20 protein-coding genes are annotated in these 15,310 nt (G+C 41.7%); 19 read left to right on the top strand and 1 reads right to left on the bottom strand.

What is annotated here, in order from left to right; translation table 11 throughout:
• Nucleotides 1-102 precede the first annotated feature (102 nt).
• From alaS to mtnN, 10 genes are all read left to right on the top strand, one after another.
• Nucleotides 103-2,736 (top strand): alanine--tRNA ligase, encoded by a 2,634-nt coding sequence (gene alaS / locus P5G49_RS06325; protein WP_301242648.1) that lies wholly within the window; start codon nt 103-105, stop codon nt 2,734-2,736.
• Nucleotides 2,737-2,817: 81 nt separating this feature from the next.
• Entirely contained in the window at nt 2,818-3,090 is a 273-nt protein-coding gene (locus P5G49_RS06320; RefSeq protein WP_283732267.1) for an IreB family regulatory phosphoprotein, read from the top strand.
• Complete coding sequence (gene ruvX / locus P5G49_RS06315) at nt 3,087-3,506, top strand: Holliday junction resolvase RuvX (protein ID WP_301242647.1); 420 nt, start codon at nt 3,087-3,089, stop codon at nt 3,504-3,506. Before P5G49_RS06320 ends, ruvX begins: the two co-directional genes overlap by 4 nt.
• A 10-nt stretch (nt 3,507-3,516) precedes the next feature.
• Nucleotides 3,517-3,813, top strand: a complete 297-nt coding sequence (locus tag P5G49_RS06310) for a DUF1292 domain-containing protein (RefSeq protein WP_301242646.1) — start codon at nt 3,517-3,519, stop codon at nt 3,811-3,813.
• Between the two features lie 110 nt (nt 3,814-3,923).
• A complete protein-coding gene (mltG, locus tag P5G49_RS06305; protein ID WP_301242645.1) occupies nt 3,924-5,048 on the top strand; it encodes an endolytic transglycosylase MltG in 1,125 nt (374 codons plus the stop codon).
• A 24-nt stretch (nt 5,049-5,072) separates the two neighbouring features.
• Complete coding sequence (locus P5G49_RS06300; RefSeq protein WP_301242644.1) at nt 5,073-5,717, top strand: O-methyltransferase; 645 nt, start codon at nt 5,073-5,075, stop codon at nt 5,715-5,717.
• Between the two features lie 31 nt (nt 5,718-5,748).
• Nucleotides 5,749-6,387, top strand: a complete 639-nt coding sequence (gene udk, locus P5G49_RS06295; RefSeq protein WP_301242643.1) for a uridine kinase — start codon at nt 5,749-5,751, stop codon at nt 6,385-6,387.
• Between the two features lie 101 nt (nt 6,388-6,488).
• A complete protein-coding gene (gene greA / locus P5G49_RS06290; RefSeq protein WP_301242642.1) occupies nt 6,489-6,965 on the top strand; it encodes a transcription elongation factor GreA in 477 nt (158 codons plus the stop codon).
• Between the two features lie 70 nt (nt 6,966-7,035).
• Entirely contained in the window at nt 7,036-7,731 is a 696-nt protein-coding gene (locus P5G49_RS06285; RefSeq protein ID WP_301242641.1) for a YrrS family protein, read from the top strand.
• A 41-nt stretch (nt 7,732-7,772) separates the two neighbouring features.
• Nucleotides 7,773-8,465, top strand: a complete 693-nt coding sequence (gene mtnN, locus P5G49_RS06280; protein ID WP_301242640.1) for a 5'-methylthioadenosine/S-adenosylhomocysteine nucleosidase — start codon at nt 7,773-7,775, stop codon at nt 8,463-8,465.
• 252 nt (nt 8,466-8,717) lie between these two features.
• On the opposite strand, the gene sigK is transcribed toward mtnN, so the two are convergent.
• Complete coding sequence (gene sigK, locus P5G49_RS06275) at nt 8,718-9,419, bottom strand: RNA polymerase sporulation sigma factor SigK (protein WP_301242639.1); 702 nt, start codon at nt 9,417-9,419, stop codon at nt 8,718-8,720.
• Between the two features lie 168 nt (nt 9,420-9,587).
• On the opposite strand from sigK, the gene P5G49_RS06270 reads away from it, so the two are divergent.
• The 9 genes from P5G49_RS06270 to P5G49_RS06230 all read left to right on the top strand — a co-directional run bounded on the left by P5G49_RS06270 (nt 9,588) and on the right by P5G49_RS06230 (nt 15,306).
• Complete coding sequence (locus P5G49_RS06270) at nt 9,588-10,103, top strand: YqeG family HAD IIIA-type phosphatase (protein ID WP_301242846.1); 516 nt, start codon at nt 9,588-9,590, stop codon at nt 10,101-10,103.
• On the top strand, nt 10,091-11,206 hold the full coding sequence (gene yqeH, locus P5G49_RS06265; protein ID WP_301242638.1) for a ribosome biogenesis GTPase YqeH: 1,116 nt from the start codon (nt 10,091-10,093) through the stop codon (nt 11,204-11,206). The genes P5G49_RS06270 and yqeH overlap by 13 nt, the downstream gene beginning before the upstream one ends.
• 11 nt (nt 11,207-11,217) lie before the next feature.
• Nucleotides 11,218-12,048, top strand: coding sequence for a shikimate dehydrogenase (aroE, locus tag P5G49_RS06260; RefSeq protein ID WP_301242637.1), 831 nt, complete (start codon nt 11,218-11,220; stop codon nt 12,046-12,048).
• Nucleotides 12,049-12,336, top strand: a complete 288-nt coding sequence (gene yhbY, locus P5G49_RS06255) for a ribosome assembly RNA-binding protein YhbY (protein ID WP_301242636.1) — start codon at nt 12,049-12,051, stop codon at nt 12,334-12,336.
• A gap of 12 nt (nt 12,337-12,348) precedes the next feature.
• The gene (locus tag P5G49_RS06250; RefSeq protein WP_301242635.1) at nt 12,349-12,933 is read left to right on the top strand and encodes a nicotinate-nucleotide adenylyltransferase; all 585 of its coding nucleotides are present in this window, start codon (nt 12,349-12,351) and stop codon (nt 12,931-12,933) included.
• Nucleotides 12,908-13,492, top strand: coding sequence for a bis(5'-nucleosyl)-tetraphosphatase (symmetrical) YqeK (yqeK, locus tag P5G49_RS06245; RefSeq protein WP_301242634.1), 585 nt, complete (start codon nt 12,908-12,910; stop codon nt 13,490-13,492). Before P5G49_RS06250 ends, yqeK begins: the two co-directional genes overlap by 26 nt.
• A gap of 3 nt (nt 13,493-13,495) precedes the next feature.
• Nucleotides 13,496-13,840, top strand: a complete 345-nt coding sequence (gene rsfS / locus P5G49_RS06240) for a ribosome silencing factor (RefSeq protein ID WP_301242633.1) — start codon at nt 13,496-13,498, stop codon at nt 13,838-13,840.
• The gene (locus P5G49_RS06235; RefSeq protein WP_301242632.1) at nt 13,830-14,576 is read left to right on the top strand and encodes a class I SAM-dependent DNA methyltransferase; all 747 of its coding nucleotides are present in this window, start codon (nt 13,830-13,832) and stop codon (nt 14,574-14,576) included. The genes rsfS and P5G49_RS06235 overlap by 11 nt, the downstream gene beginning before the upstream one ends.
• Before the next feature lie 67 nt (nt 14,577-14,643).
• Nucleotides 14,644-15,306 (top strand): helix-hairpin-helix domain-containing protein, encoded by a 663-nt coding sequence (locus P5G49_RS06230; RefSeq protein ID WP_301242631.1) that lies wholly within the window; start codon nt 14,644-14,646, stop codon nt 15,304-15,306.
• Nucleotides 15,307-15,310: the final 4 nt, after the last annotated feature.

The following is a 15,310-nucleotide window of genomic DNA, read 5'->3' as shown; positions in this document are numbered from 1 at the left end:
CATCGCCGGTAAATTAGGGTGGTACCATGAAAATCTTCGTCCCTTGTACAGGGGCGGGGATTTTTTTATTTGAATCACTGAAAAATTAAAGGAGGAAGACTTATGAAAAAATTGACAGCAGCAGAAATCAGAAGAATGTTCCTTGATTATTTCAAAGAACACGGCCATAACGAAGAGCCGTCAGCACCCCTTGTACCAATCGACGACCCTTCTCTTCTATGGATCAACAGCGGAGTCGCGACACTGAAAAAATATTTCGACGGTCGGGTCGTCCCCACAAATCCACGAATCGTCAATGCACAAAAATCAATACGTACAAATGACATTGAAAATGTCGGAAAAACAGCACGCCACCATACATTCTTCGAAATGTTAGGGAATTTCTCAATCGGTGACTACTTCAAAGAAGAAGCCATCATCCGTGCTTGGGACTTCCTGACAAACGAAAAATGGATCGGGTTTAATCCGGAATTATTATCTGTTACTGTCCATCCAGAAGACGATGAAGCATACACGATTTGGAAAGACAAAATTGGTTTTCCTGAGGAGCGCATCATCCGCCTTGAAGGTAACTTCTGGGACATAGGTGAAGGCCCAAGCGGACCGAACTCCGAAATCTTCTATGACCGTGGTCCTGAATACGGTGATGATTTCTCGGATCCGGAATTGTATCCTGGTGGAGAAAACGAGCGTTATTTGGAAATCTGGAACTTGGTGTTCTCTGAATTCAACCATAATCCAGATCATACGTACACACCGCTTCCGAAGAAAAACATTGATACTGGGATGGGGCTAGAACGAATGGCCTCCGTCATTCAAAATGTACGCACCAACTTTGATACAGATCTATTCATGCCGATCATTCAATCGATCGAAAAGGTATCCAGTGAAACCTATGGCAAAAATGATGAAAAAGATACTGCATTCAAAGTGATCGCAGACCATATCCGTACAGTTGCGTTTGCAATCGGAGACGGAGCTTTACCTTCTAACGAAGGCCGTGGTTATGTCTTACGTAGACTACTACGCCGTGCAGTCCGTTTCGCAAAACAATTGGGCGTCAATAAACCATTCATGTATGAATTGGTACCTGTAGTCGGTGAAATCATGAAAGATTTCTACCCACAAGTAACAGAGAAAGAAGCCTTTATCATGAAAGTGATAAAGAATGAGGAAGAACGCTTCCACGAGACGCTGAACGAAGGTTTGGCCATTTTAAGTGGTGTCATGGAGAAGGCGAAAGCTGCCGGACATTCAGTTGTATCCGGAGAGGACGCATTTAGGCTCTACGACACATACGGTTTCCCATTCGAGCTTACGGAGGAGTTTGCGGAAGAAGCCGGTGTTACAGTTGACCGTGCTGGATTTGAAGAAGAAATGGAAAATCAGCGGAAACGTGCAAGGGCAGCCCGACAAGATGTCGATTCAATGCATGTCCAATCGGAAGTGTTAGGAAATATTCATGAAACAAGCGAATTCATCGGGTACGATAATTTAGGTTGCGAATCGGAAATTAGCGTTCTTTTGCATAATGGAGAATTGGTTGCGCATGCTTCTGAGGGGGATGAAATCCAATTCATACTTGATCGTACACCGTTCTATGCAGAAAGTGGAGGACAAATCGCCGATAAAGGAATCGTTGAGAGTGTGTCCTTTATCATTGATGTGAAAGATGTGCAAAAGGCGCCGAATGGCCAACATTTGCATTCTGGAGTTGTCCGATCGGGTGAAGTTTCTAACAACACAAAAGTACATGCCGAGGTAGATTCTGAATCCCGGAAATTGACCATTAAAAACCATACAGCTACTCATCTTCTGCATAAAGCATTGAAACTCGTGTTAGGTGAACATGTCAACCAGGCTGGATCTTATGTTGGCCCAGATCGTCTACGTTTTGATTTCTCGCATTTCGGCCAAGTCACGAAAGAAGAATTGGAAAGAATTGAAGAAATCGTCAATGAAAAAATCTGGGAAGATATTTCCGTCCAAATTGACCAAAAATCTATCAAAGAAGCAAAAGAGATGGGTGCTATGGCATTATTCGGTGAAAAGTATGGGGACGTTGTCCGAGTAGTATCCGTGGGAGATTTTTCTCTTGAACTATGCGGTGGCTGCCATGTACCGACAACTTCGACTATCGGCCTCTTCAAAATTGAATCGGAAGGCGGCATCGGCGCAGGTACAAGACGAATTGAGGCAGTAACTGGAAAGCAGGCTTACCTTTCATTCAAAGAGGAAGAGGGGCTATTGAACAACGCAGCGACAATCTTAAAAACGAATCCGAAAGAGATTGTTGCAAAAGTTCAATCCACATTGGCGGAAATTAAAGAGCTTCACCGCGAAAATGATTCACTTTCTGCAAAATTGGGCAATAGCCAGTTAACAGACATATTGGCAACTTCACAACAAATTGATGATGTGACGGTTGTATCTGCCAAAGTCGATGTCAAAGATAATAACGCGTTAAGGCAAATGATTGATGAATTGAAACAAAAGATTGTAAAGGGAGTAATTGTACTTGGTGCTGCTTCCGATGGAAAAGTATTATTGGCATCCGGAGTGACAGAAGACTTGAAGGATGGGAAGTTCCATGCCGGTAAAATCGTCAATCATGTAGCTTCTCAATGCGATGGTAAAGGCGGAGGCCGTCCGGATATGGCAATGGCTGGTGCAAAGGATGCTTCTAAACTTGATGTAGCTCTCCAATCCGTGTATGATTATGTCAAATCCGTTTAAACGGAAATAGGCGTCGGGTATAGAGTAAGTGGGAAAGATATCCGATTAACAAACGGACGATTGGAAAGCGGGGTGTCGACTATGAATTCATACGACAAAACGATGAAATTCAATTTTCCTGAGGAATCTATGGAGCAAGAAGTTAAATTGGTCATGCTTCATGTGCATAAAGCACTAGAGGACAAGGGTTACAATCCTATTAACCAGATTGTCGGTTATCTTCTATCTGGCGACCCGGCTTATATTCCTCGCCATTATGAAGCCCGTAACCTCATCCGGAAATTGGAGAGGGACGAAATTCTTGAGGAGCTTGTGAAGTTCTACATCCGTGAAAACGGGGGTAAGTCCAAGTGAGGGTAATGGGGTTGGATGTTGGATCCAAAACGGTCGGTATTGCAATCAGCGATGCACTTGGGTGGACAGCCCAAGGCATCGAAACGATTAAGATTGATGAAAGTGCCGGCCAATTCGGTATGTCAAGAATTCAGGAGCTTGTTTCTGAATATGTTGTTACTTCTTTCGTTGTCGGTTATCCGAAAAATATGAACAACACGGTCGGCCCAAGAGGGGAAGCATCTGAAAGATTCGCGGAACTTTTAAAAGAGGCGTTCGGTCATCCTGTTGTGCTTTGGGATGAGAGGCTAACGACAATGGCGGCGGAGCGGATGCTTATTGAAGCGGATGTCAGCAGAAAGAAAAGGAAGACAGTCATCGATAAGATGGCGGCAGTCATGATACTTCAAGGGTATCTTGATTCAAAAAATAGATGAGGTGACTTATATGGAACATGGACAAGAAACAATGACGGTAGTAGATGAGCACGGTGTAGAGCACGTATGTGAAGTTATATTCACATTCGATTCGGAAGACTTCGGTAAATCATATGTCCTTTACCACATCTTAGGTGAAGATGAAGTCGGCGAAGATGATGAAGTTGAAATCCATGCTTCTGCCTTTATCCCATCAGAAGATAACGAAGACGGTGAGTTATTGCCAATCGAAACTGATGAAGAGTGGGATATGATCGAAGAAATGTTAAACACTTTCCTTGCTGAAGAAGACGAGGAAGAAGAGTAATTCATATGTGCACGGACGGAATGGTGCAGGCCATTCCGTTTTTTCACTGTCAAGAACTTTTTGCATGTATAAGTTCAATAGATATACAGTTCGAAATGGGGTAAGGAAGAATGGATAATGGTTCAAAAAAAGAAGCGATGTTTGAAAAGATGCTCGAACAAAAAAAAGAAGTTAAAATTGTAAGACGCATCGTGTTTGTTCTCGCATTGTTAATCCTTATCGGCGGGCTTCTTGGAGGCCGTGCGGTTTATAAATACATAAGCGAGGCACTTCAGCCTGTAGACCCTGATTCCGAAGAAGTGATTGAAGTTGAGGTGCCGATAGGATCGGGATTAACATCGATTGCCGAACTTTTAGAGAAAAAAGGTCTTGTCAGGAATGCGAAAGTTTTCAAGTATTACGCAAAATTTAACAACGAATCACAATTTCAAGCGGGTTCATATGGATTGACTAAAGCAATGACTTTAGATGAATTAATCCGAAGCCTTAAAACAGGTAAAGTCTACAGGACGCCAATCTTTACGATGACGGTACCGGAAGGCTTGACATTGGATCAGATTGCAAAGGTAGTCGAAAAACGAGCCGGAATCCCTGCTAAGGAGTTCCTTGATTATGTGAATAACGAGCAGATAATCGCTGACCTTATGGGTAGATACCCTAAAATCCTTACTGAAGAGATATTAGCTGAAAATGTAAGATATCCACTCGAAGGTTATCTGTATCCTGCGACATATCCATTCTATGAGCAAAAGCCTTCTGTTGAAACAGTTGTCACTACGATGTTAGAAGCGACATCTTCAAACATTACACCTTACTTTGCATATTTAGAGTCGAATGGAAAGTCGGTCCATTGGTTACTTACTTTCGCAAGTTTACTTGAAAAGGAAGCCACGGCTAAAACTGATCGTGAGACGATTGCAAGTGTCTTCTACAATAGATTGGATGAAGGGATGCCCCTTCAGACAGATCCTACGGTTTTGTATGCTTTAGGTGTTCATAAGGATCGTGTTCTATTTTCCGATTTGGAAGTTGATGATCCATATAACACATATAAACATACTGGGCTTCCTCCAGGACCCATTGCAAATTCCGGTAAGTCTTCAATTGAAGCAGTAGTTGACCCGTCAATTACGGATTATTTCTACTTCCTTGCGGATAAGGAAGGGAAAAATCATTTCGCAAAGACTTATGAAGAGCATTTGAAAAACCGAGCAGAACACTTATCTGGCGATTGAACCGAAGAAAGAATGGACGTGACAATGGTGAATGAGTATGCCACTTATATTTCCAGTTTGACGGAAAAAGAGAGTCCGTTGATACAAGAAATGGAACAATTTGCGGAGGAAAATAGGATACCGATTATGGATCGAAGCGGGATTGACACGTTTGTCGGCCTTCTACGTATCCAACAACCAAAGTTTATACTTGAAATCGGAAGCGCAATAGGCTATTCTGCTATCCGGATGGTATCTGCATTAAAGGAAGTTTCAATCGTAACTATTGAACGGGACAAGGATAGGTATGAAAATGCGGTCCGGTATATCGCGCGAAGCGGATACGGTGATCGGATTACCATCATAGAAGGCGATGCTTTGCTTATGGATGATGAAGTTATTCCTGAATATCATTATGATGCACTATTCATTGATGCTGCAAAGGGTCAATATAAACGTTTTTTTGAGAAGTATTCTAAGCATGTTGCACCCGGCGGTGTCATTTATTGTGATAATATGTTTATGCATGGTGCTGTACTGATTCCGGATGCAGAATTGCCGAAACGAAACCGAACGATGATTCGAAATCTAAAGGAATTCACTACTTGGATCATGGGGCATCCTGAGTATGAAACGTCATTACTTCCCGTAGGTGACGGAATTCTGATTGCTGTAAAAAAGAGGGACTAGGGGTTGCCCTGTAGTTGAGGGAGGAAAAGAAATGGATAAGAGAAAACCTCTTGTCATTGGCATAGCCGGTGGATCGGGTTCGGGAAAGACCAGTGTTACGAACCGTATTTATAATGTGTTCAAGGAACACTCTGTTGTTGTCATTGAACAGGACTATTACTATAAGGACCAATCCCATCTGGAGTTTAATGAAAGACTACTCACAAATTACGATCATCCGTTAGCGTTCGACACGGATTTGTTGATTGATCATATCGGTAAACTTTTAGATCGGGAAGCAATTGAAAAGCCTGTGTATGATTATGCATTGCATACGAGATCTGATGAGAAAATAACGATCGAGCCAAAGGATGTTATCATCCTTGAAGGAATTTTAGTCCTTGAGGATGAAAGGCTACGCGAACTGATGGATATTAAACTTTTCGTTGATACAGATGCTGATTTACGCATTATTAGGCGACTTATGCGAGATATTAACGAAAGAGGCAGAACGATCGACTCAGTTATAGACCAATACTTATCAGTGGTTCGACCAATGCACAATCAATTCATAGAACCGACTAAACGATATGCAGATATCATCATCCCTGAAGGCGGACATAATGAAGTTGCTATCGATCTAATGGTAACGAAAATAAAAACAATTCTTGAATACGGCACGGAATTGTAATATGATAAAGTCAGAATTCAATATAAATGGCCCTATGTCGCATACCTCTTGAAGGAGCGGCATAGTGTTTTTATGAACAGGAATATGAGGAGTGTTGTAAAATGGTATCAGAGAAAAAATACCCAATGACAGTATCAGGCAAAAAAAAGCTTGAAGAAGAGCTTGAATTTTTAAAGACTGTAAAACGGAAGGAAGTAGTGGAACGTATCAAAGTTGCGCGTAGCTTCGGTGACCTTTCGGAAAACTCGGAGTATGATTCCGCGAAAGAAGATCAGGCATTTGTTGAAGGAAAGATTTCCACACTTGAATCGATGATACGTAACAGTGTCATTATTACAGAAAGCGAATTGAATACTGACGAAGTACAACTTGGGAAAACGGTTACATTTAAAGAGTTGCCGGATGGTGATGAAGAGACATACACGATCGTCGGCTCTGCAGAAGCTAATCCAATTGAAGGATTGATTTCTAATGATTCACCAATCGCAAAAGGATTAATTGGCCGTAAAAAAGGCGATGAAGTTAAGATTGTGACTCCAGGAGGAGAAATGTCGGTCGTTATTGTTGAAATAAAGTGACCTCAAATGGCCGCCTTCAATCGAGGGCGGTTTTTCACTTTTATCCATTTCATGAAAGGAGGACGGTTAGATGAATGGCAATAATTCAAATTTCTCACGAATGCATAGGAAGAAAAGAAAGAACCGAGGCAACCAATTATTAAATAGTATGATTGGACTTGTTGTCATATTGATATTGATTGTTGGGTTCAATATTTTTACTAATAGTAAAGACGATGAAGGCAAGGAAAACATAGCAAATACAGAAACACAAGAGAACATCGAAAACTCGAATGAAGATGGTACCAATGATGACGGTGAAAGTGGATTACCGGCAGATGATGAAGAAGAATCAAATGACAGCGAATCGAATGACGATGGAACAGATTCAGGTAAATCAGATAACGGAGAATCTGACGGTAAAGATGAAAGTGAAGATACCGTAACAATTGTCCCGAATGATGAGGAGATAGTTGTAGAAACTATAATTGATGCCTCCTGGAAGCCAATTGGAACCGTCCAAACAGGTGAGCATGTTTCCATCTATAAAGAGGATTCAGTTGACTGGGAAGAAAAGAAAGATGCGATTGCCTATGCTACTAAACTTCCTAAAGAATCTTTAATCTATTGGATGATTAAAAATGGCGGAGGGCCCCAAAAGTCGATTGGGATTGTTTCCACAAGGGACAAATCAGAAAAATTCCGTGTCTATATTGAATGGGTGGATGGGCAAGGCTGGCAGCCTGTCAAAATGGATATATTAAACACATTGGATTTCGAGTATTGAAGTATTGAAATTGAACTGAATTACAGTCGGAGGGCAACTAGATGAAAATAGCAATTATCGGTGCAATGGAAGAAGAAGTTGAAATCTTAAGAGGTAAAATCGAGTCCTATCAAACGAATGTAATTGCCGGATGCGAGTTCATAGAAGGCAAAATCGATAATCGTGATATTGTTCTTGTTAAAAGTGGAATCGGAAAAGTGAATGCGGCAATAGCAACGACATTGCTTATTCAGCTATATAAACCTGATGCAATCCTTAATACAGGATCGGCAGGCGGCTTCTCTGAATCACTTGAAGTGGGCACGGTTGTCATCTCTGATGAAGTAAGGCATCACGATGTGGATGCAACTGCTTTTGGGTATGAAATCGGCCAAGTACCGGGAATGCCGCCGTCATATCCAGCAGATCCGAGGCTTATCCAAATTGCGAGGGAAGCTGTTGAAGAAATTGGCGAACATGCACATGCAACAGGGTTGATTGCTTCAGGCGATGTGTTCATGAGTGATAGTATTCGAGTCAGTCTTGTAAAAGGTCAGTTTCCAAAAATGATAGCAGCTGAAATGGAGGCAGCGGCGGTGGCACAAGTTTGTCATCAGTTCGGAACGCCATTTGTTGTGATCCGAGCATTATCCGATATTGCTGGAAAGGAATCTTCTCTTACATTTGACGAATTCCTGCCGCTTGCAGCAAAACATTCTTCTGAAATTGTCATGCATGTCATATCGAAATTATAATTGATATATGGTAAGATGGAAATAAGGTATACATTGTTTTGAAGGAGGTTATGTTAGATGTTTTATCTAATGGCTGGAGTGTTTTTCTTATCCACAGTGATTGCAGTCGTAATCGCTCGTGAGGTTAGTGCGGACTGATTTCCTGAATGCAAAAAAACAAAATGTAGTAAAATGGCGTTTCCTATCACACGGCCGGGGGCCCTGTGTAAGGAAACGCCTTTTCAATTTCAGAAATTATGGCTTCTCTTCGGTTCATTCGTTGTATTCATGAGCAAATAGCTGATACAATTTTACAATGGCTCTTTTCTCGATACGGGAGACATAGCTTCTCGATATATTGAGCTGCTGGGCAATGTCCTTTTGGGTCATCGGCTGATCATCCAATAATCCATATCGCCTTTGTATGATTTCAAGCTCCCTTCCATCTAATTTACCAAGATGACGATAAAGTCGTTCCTTCAGCTCCTTCTGTTGGACTGTTTCGATTGGCGCTTCTTCTTCGGTCTGCAATAAATCTGCTATTTGAAGGGATTGGCCATCTTTATCTGTCCCGATTGGATCAAAGAGCGATACATCTTTTTGCACTTTTTTCTGGGTTCGTAAATACATGAGTATTTCATTTTCAATACAACGGGCCGCGTATGTCGCTAATTTCGTTTTACGGTCGAGTGTAAAACTGTTCACAGCTTTCATAAGCCCAATCGTACCGATTGAAATGTAATCGTCGAGTTGTTCATGTTTTGGATGGAATTTTTTAACTACGTGAGCGACGAGGCGCATATTCCTTTCTATCAGCTCATCTCTTGCGCTTTCATCGCCTTCTGCCAATCGCTGCAAACAATCCGCCTCTTCCGCCTTGGATAACGGGCGACGGAATGCCTGCCCCCGGATATAGCCGACCATTGCCGGGATTTCGACCCACAGTTGGACGAGTGTCATAACAAATCCGCTCATCGGTCCACCTCCTGTGTCGTTATATGACAGCATATGCGCTGACGGCTTGTATTAATTCGGGAGGTGAGGCAATGTTCCGAAAAGGATTTGCCTCTCTTACAATACATGTGAAAGGCTTCTGTTATGGTATAATCGATTTTGAATTGGAGAGATAACGGAGTGAATAAATTGTATAATTACTTTTTGCCGGATGAGTATGTGAAAGACATCTTTCAAATATCTCCGGATAAACTAATTGAAAAAGGAATTAAAGGCATCATCACCGATTTGGATAATACACTTGTCGAATGGGACAGGCCGGAGGCGACTCCTGAAATTTCGGACTGGATGACGATGATGCAAAAAGCGGGTCTGCAAGTGACGATTCTTTCGAATAACAATCAAGACCGTGTGAAGACATTCTGCGATCCACTTGGTACACCGTTCATTTGCGATGCCCGTAAACCATTGGCAAAGAACTTTAAAAAGGCACTTGCCCAGATGGGTTTGAAAAAAGAAGAGGTTGTAATGGTGGGAGATCAGCTGATGACAGATGTATTAGGAGGCAATCGATTCGGCCTACGTACGATTCTTGTTGTCCCGGTAGCCAACTCAGATGGTTTCATTACAAAGTTCAACAGGATGATTGAAAGAAGAATCATGGCAAGACTTAAACGTCTTGGAAAGATTGAATGGGAGGAATAAGGTTGGAACAACTTAAATGTATAGGTTGTGGAATAGAAATTCAAACGGAGGATCCGAAAAAGGAAGGCTTCGCTCCAGCATCATCTTTGGAGAAGGAAGAGGTCATTTGTAAACGTTGTTTCCGACTTCGCAATTACAATGAATTGCAGCCTGTCTCATTATCTGGTGACGATTTCCTCAAGATTTTGAATGGTATTGGAAGCAAAGATGGACTTGTTATTAAAATTGTAGATATCTTTGATTTTAATGGCAGCTGGATAAACGGCTTGCAACGCTTCGTAGGCAATAAGGACATTTTGCTCATCGGCAATAAATCCGATGTCCTTCCTAAATCGATCAACCGTAACAGACTTATTAATTGGATGAAAGCTGAAGCTGCAAAGTTGGGTCTTAAACCAATCGATGTATTGCTTATCTCTGCTCATAAAGGGCACGGCATGGAAGAAGCCATGGAGGCAATCGATAAATATAGAAAAGGGAAAGATGTCTATGTTGTTGGTTGTACGAACGTTGGAAAGTCAACGTTTATTAATCGCATCATCAAGAATGCAACAGGTGTAGGTGAGGTTATTACGACGTCACATTTCCCAGGGACAACGCTTGACTTAGTTGAGATTCCTCTTGATGACGGCAAGGCTATTTATGATACGCCAGGAATTATTAACGATCATCAAATGGCTCATCATTTGGATGCCAAGGATCTGAAGGCGATTACTCCGAAAAAAGAATTGAAGCCAAAGGTATTCCAATTGAATGCGGAACAGACGTTATATATCGGCGGGCTTGCAAGATTTGATTTCATAAAGGGTGAACGAGCATCCTTCACAATCCATATTTCGAATGAACTGCCAATTCATCGTACAAAGTTGGAAAATGCTGATTCATTGTACGCTACTCATTTGGGTGATTTATTATCCCCGCCAAGCGGAGAATCACTTGAAAAAATGCCGCCTCTTGTAAGACATGAGTTTTCAATTAAAAAACCGAAAATCGATCTTGTCATTTCAGGCCTCGGCTGGATTACTGTGCAACATCCCGGTGTTGTTGTAGCCGTACACGCACCCAGGGGCGTTGATGTGGTTCTACGTCCATCACTTATATAAGGGGGCAGATGATGAAAAAGTGGTATGCAGTTATCGGTGACCCAATTGCCCAATCAATGTCCCCTGAAATGCATGATGCATGGTTCAGGGAAAATGGGATTAATGCATCCTATATACCGGTCCATGTTAAGGTAGATCAACTAAAAGAAGCTGTTGAAAGTCTTAAAAAATTAGGATGTAGCGGCTGGAATGTAACAGTTCCCCATAAAACTGCCATCATTCCTTTTATAGATAAATTAGACGAAACAGCAAGACGGATGAACGCTGTAAATACAGTTAAAGTTCTTGAAGACGGCACTCTTTACGGCATGAATACCGATGGACAAGGATTTGTCCGTTCATTGCAAGAAGTCTACGATTGTGGGGAAACTATCGGTAATGTACTTGTTATCGGGGCAGGAGGAGCGGCAAGCGGTATTTCCTTTGCGCTTGAAGACGCCGGTTTTGGTCCAATCACATTTACAAATAGAACCTTTGAAAAAGCCCATCGGTTATCCAGTGGTTTTTCTAGGAGTTCTGCCTTATCATTTAAGGATGCCGAATCATTGCTCGACAAATTTGGGTTGATTGTTCAAACGACGTCTGTCGGCATGAATTTTGCCCAAAGCGGAATTCCATTGGATCCTTCCGGCATTTCTGACGGAACGATTGTTACGGACATCATCTATAACCCTTTGGAAACTGATTTTCTGCGTATTGCACGTATTGCGGGCGGAAGAACATTGAACGGCATTGGAATGTTCGTCCATCAGGGTGCATTGGCATTTGAGTTATGGACAGGTATAACGCCTGACACAAAGAAAATGATTCAGTCAATTTCAACAAAACTTGGAGGAAATTAAATGTTATCTGGAAAACAAAAAAGTTATTTACGTAGTGAAGCACATCATCTTCAACCTATTTTCCAAATTGGAAAAGGCGGTTTGACAGAACAAATCATAAAACAAATTGAGGAAGCTCTTGAGGCAAGGGAATTGATCAAAGTAAGCATTCTTCAAAATTGTGAAGAGGACAAGAAGGAAATTGCTACAAAGCTTGAAGAAGCTGGGATTGAAGTGGCACAAGTGATTGGAAAAATACTTGTTCTTTATAAAGAGTCAAAAGAGAAAAAACGGATTGTCCTTCCTTAAGGAGCGCGGTCTATGAAAAAGGTTGGACTGTTGGGAGGTACGTTTAACCCTCCGCATCTTGGACATCTGATTATCGCGAATGAAGTGAAACACGCATTGGGGCTTGATGAGGTTAGGCTTATGCCTACTTCTATCCCGCCACATAAGTCGAACCCTTCAGACGCGACCCCTGAGCAGCGTCTTCGTATGGTAGAGCTTGCTGTTGAAGGGACAAGCGGTTTGTTTGCTTCAGCATTTGAAGTTGAACAAGGTGGGGTCTCATACACTTATGAGACGATGAAACGTCTAAAGGAGCAAGAACCAGAAAGTGCCTTCTATTTTATAATAGGTGGCGATATGATCGATATGCTGCCGAAGTGGTATAAAATTGAAGAGTTAGTGAAAATGCTTGAGTTTGTCGGCGTAGGCAGACCGGGTACAAGTGGGAAAACTGTTTTTCCGATAACCATGGTTCAAATACCTGAAATTGAACTTTCATCTACGCTCGTTCGGAAAAGGGTCGAGTCAAACGGGACGATACGATTTCTTGTTCCGGAAAAGGTTGAAAATTTTATCCGTTTGGAGGGACTCTATGGAAACCCAACAAATACTAAATGACCTTGAGAAAAGATTGCCGATAAAACGGTTCGAACATGTGATTAGAGTTACTGAAACGGCAAAAAAACTATCTAATCATTTTGGAGTTTCAGTTGAAAAGGCAGAATTAGCTGCATTGTTACATGACGTTGCAAAATACATGGAACCCGCGGATATGCGAAAAATTATAGAAGAAAATAGTGAAGATTCAAGACTTCTGTCTTTTCATCATGTGATTTGGCATGCTGCAGCAGGAGCGGTAATCGCAAGAGATGAATTCGGGATAGATGATTCGGATATACTGAACGCTATCCGTTACCATACAACAGGAAGGGCAGGAATGTCCAAACTTGAGAAAATCATTTATATCGCTGATCTGATAGAACCGGGACGGAACTTCTTAGGGATTGAAGAGCTTCGGAAGACAACTGAAATTTCGATTGATAGAGCGATGAAATCATGTATCGTCCATTCAATAGGCTATCTCGTTGAAAAGCAGGCAACTGTTTTCCCAGACTCTTTTGAATGCTATAATGAGCACGTACAAAAAATGAACAGTCAACTACGAAAGGAAACGTGAAATATGACAACATTACTGGAAATTGCATATAAAGCGGTAGACGACAAGCACGCACAGGAGATAGTCGTATTAAATATGGAGGGCATTTCACTTATAGCTGACCAATTCGTCATCTGTCATGCGAACTCCGAACGTCAAGTTCAAGCAATTGCAAGAGAAGTTGCTGATAAGGCTTCAGAAAATAACTTTGAAGTGAAAAGAGTAGAAGGCCTGGAAACTGGAAGATGGGTATTAGTGGATTTAGGGGATGTAGTTGTTCATGTATTCCATAAAGATGAGCGTGGCTATTATAATTTGGAAAAATTATGGGGAGACGCCCCTTTACTGAAAATGGCCGATGAGCAATAAAGAAGCCTATACAAACTTCGCACATGTTTATGATGAATTGATGTCTGACATCCCATATGATTCTTATGTAGAGTTACTTTCCTTGCCGTTGAACGGGCTAAAAGAGCGTAAAATCATAGATATCGGCTGTGGAACTGGTTTACTTTCCGTGAAGCTTGCAAAAGCGGGCGCTGAAGTTACAGGAATAGATCTTTCGAAGGACATGCTTTCAGTGGCGAAGAAAAGGGCAGGTGATCTGTCTACCGAAATCGAGTTTGTGGAACAGCCAATGCAAGAAATCGAAGGTGCACCGGAATATGATGCTGCTGTCATCGCGATAGATTCCTTAAACTATTTGCCTGATCGCGAAAGTGTTCTTCAAACCTTTAAGGGCGTTCATTCGGTATTGAAAAATGGTGGTTTGTTAATGTTTGATGTGCATTCCATCTTTAAAACCGATGTCATTTTCATGGAAGGACCTTTTACTTTTGACAATGATCGGATTGCTTACATCTGGGAAACGGAGGAAGGAGATGCAGAGCACTCTGTATACTCTGAGCTAGCTTTCTTCGTCAAAGAGGAAAATGGTCTTTATCGCCGTTTTGATGAGAGTCATCAACAGAGGACGTTCCATGTTAATGAGTACGTGGATTTATTGCGGGAAGCTAATTTTACGATTGAACGCATTTTTGCAGATTGGGAAGATGAGCCGCCGCACGAAGAAAGTGAAAGAATATTTTATCAAGTGCGTAAATGAAACTTCCTTTTTAGGAAGTTTTCGTTTATAGTGGTATATGACTCCATATGGAAGCCTCGAAGAAAGGGTGACAATACTGTTTACTTCGTTCTCTTCCGGTAAATGGCGCAGGATCATCACCCCCATTGCAGCAATCGCTGTACTTTCCGCAATACTGTTCTTTCCCCGAGGACAGGCTGATAATCAATCGATTTTAGCGAGCGGACAATCCCCAACTTACAATGTTTTAAATGCAGAACTCCCTGAAGAAGAGCAATCTGTTAGCGAGGTTGAAATTTCACCGATTTACATCATGGTCGATATTCAAGGTGCAGTTAAATATCCAGGTGTCTATTCCCTATTCGAAGGCGATCGACTCATCGATGCAATACATGCAGCGGGCGGTTATTTGCCGGAGGCGGACTCCCGGATGTTGAACCATGCGATGAAATTGCCGGATGAATTTTTCATTTATGTACCTCGGATAGGCGAAGAAGTTGATTTTTATAATTCTAAAAATCTTTCAATGCCTGATTTGAGTAACGGACAGACGTCCGGAAGAGTGAATATTAATCTTGCTGATATACAGGAGTTAATGACGATACCCGGAATCGGGCCATCAAAAGCTGCCGCGATCGTAAAATATCGCGAGGAAAATGGACCTTTTAAATCTCCTGAATCGATTATGGATGTATCAGGAATCGGTCAAAAGACATTCGAAAATCTTGAGTCGTTTATTTCAACTAAGTAAGAAA

It is taken from the genome of Sporosarcina highlanderae (assembly GCF_030433715.1).
GTDB classification, from domain to species: Bacteria; Bacillota; Bacilli; order Bacillales_A; family Planococcaceae; genus Sporosarcina; species Sporosarcina highlanderae.
Note: the sequence above shows the minus strand (reverse complement) of the source record. Positions and strands in the feature narration are given on the sequence as shown.

Excerpts from the sequence above, each read along its gene's own strand:
- sigK (WP_301242639.1), bottom strand. The coding sequence starts at position 9,419 with ATGAGCGGATTTGTTATGACACTCGTCCAACTGTGGGTCGAAATCCCG.
- P5G49_RS06235 (WP_301242632.1), top strand. The coding sequence starts at position 13,830 with ATGAGCAATAAAGAAGCCTATACAAACTTCGCACATGTTTATGATGAA.
- P5G49_RS06310 (WP_301242646.1), top strand. The coding sequence starts at position 3,517 with ATGGAACATGGACAAGAAACAATGACGGTAGTAGATGAGCACGGTGTA.
- udk (WP_301242643.1), top strand. The coding sequence starts at position 5,749 with ATGGATAAGAGAAAACCTCTTGTCATTGGCATAGCCGGTGGATCGGGT.
- yqeH (WP_301242638.1), top strand. The coding sequence starts at position 10,091 with ATGGGAGGAATAAGGTTGGAACAACTTAAATGTATAGGTTGTGGAATA.
- P5G49_RS06300 (WP_301242644.1), top strand. The coding sequence starts at position 5,073 with ATGGTGAATGAGTATGCCACTTATATTTCCAGTTTGACGGAAAAAGAG.
- P5G49_RS06285 (WP_301242641.1), top strand. The coding sequence starts at position 7,036 with ATGAATGGCAATAATTCAAATTTCTCACGAATGCATAGGAAGAAAAGA.
- yqeK (WP_301242634.1), top strand. The coding sequence starts at position 12,908 with ATGGAAACCCAACAAATACTAAATGACCTTGAGAAAAGATTGCCGATA.
- P5G49_RS06320 (WP_283732267.1), top strand. The coding sequence starts at position 2,818 with ATGAATTCATACGACAAAACGATGAAATTCAATTTTCCTGAGGAATCT.
- yhbY (WP_301242636.1), top strand. The coding sequence starts at position 12,049 with ATGTTATCTGGAAAACAAAAAAGTTATTTACGTAGTGAAGCACATCAT.
- P5G49_RS06250 (WP_301242635.1), top strand. The coding sequence starts at position 12,349 with ATGAAAAAGGTTGGACTGTTGGGAGGTACGTTTAACCCTCCGCATCTT.
- alaS (WP_301242648.1), top strand. The coding sequence starts at position 103 with ATGAAAAAATTGACAGCAGCAGAAATCAGAAGAATGTTCCTTGATTAT.
- mltG (WP_301242645.1), top strand. The coding sequence starts at position 3,924 with ATGGATAATGGTTCAAAAAAAGAAGCGATGTTTGAAAAGATGCTCGAA.
- greA (WP_301242642.1), top strand. The coding sequence starts at position 6,489 with ATGGTATCAGAGAAAAAATACCCAATGACAGTATCAGGCAAAAAAAAG.
- mtnN (WP_301242640.1), top strand. The coding sequence starts at position 7,773 with ATGAAAATAGCAATTATCGGTGCAATGGAAGAAGAAGTTGAAATCTTA.
- rsfS (WP_301242633.1), top strand. The coding sequence starts at position 13,496 with ATGACAACATTACTGGAAATTGCATATAAAGCGGTAGACGACAAGCAC.
- aroE (WP_301242637.1), top strand. The coding sequence starts at position 11,218 with ATGAAAAAGTGGTATGCAGTTATCGGTGACCCAATTGCCCAATCAATG.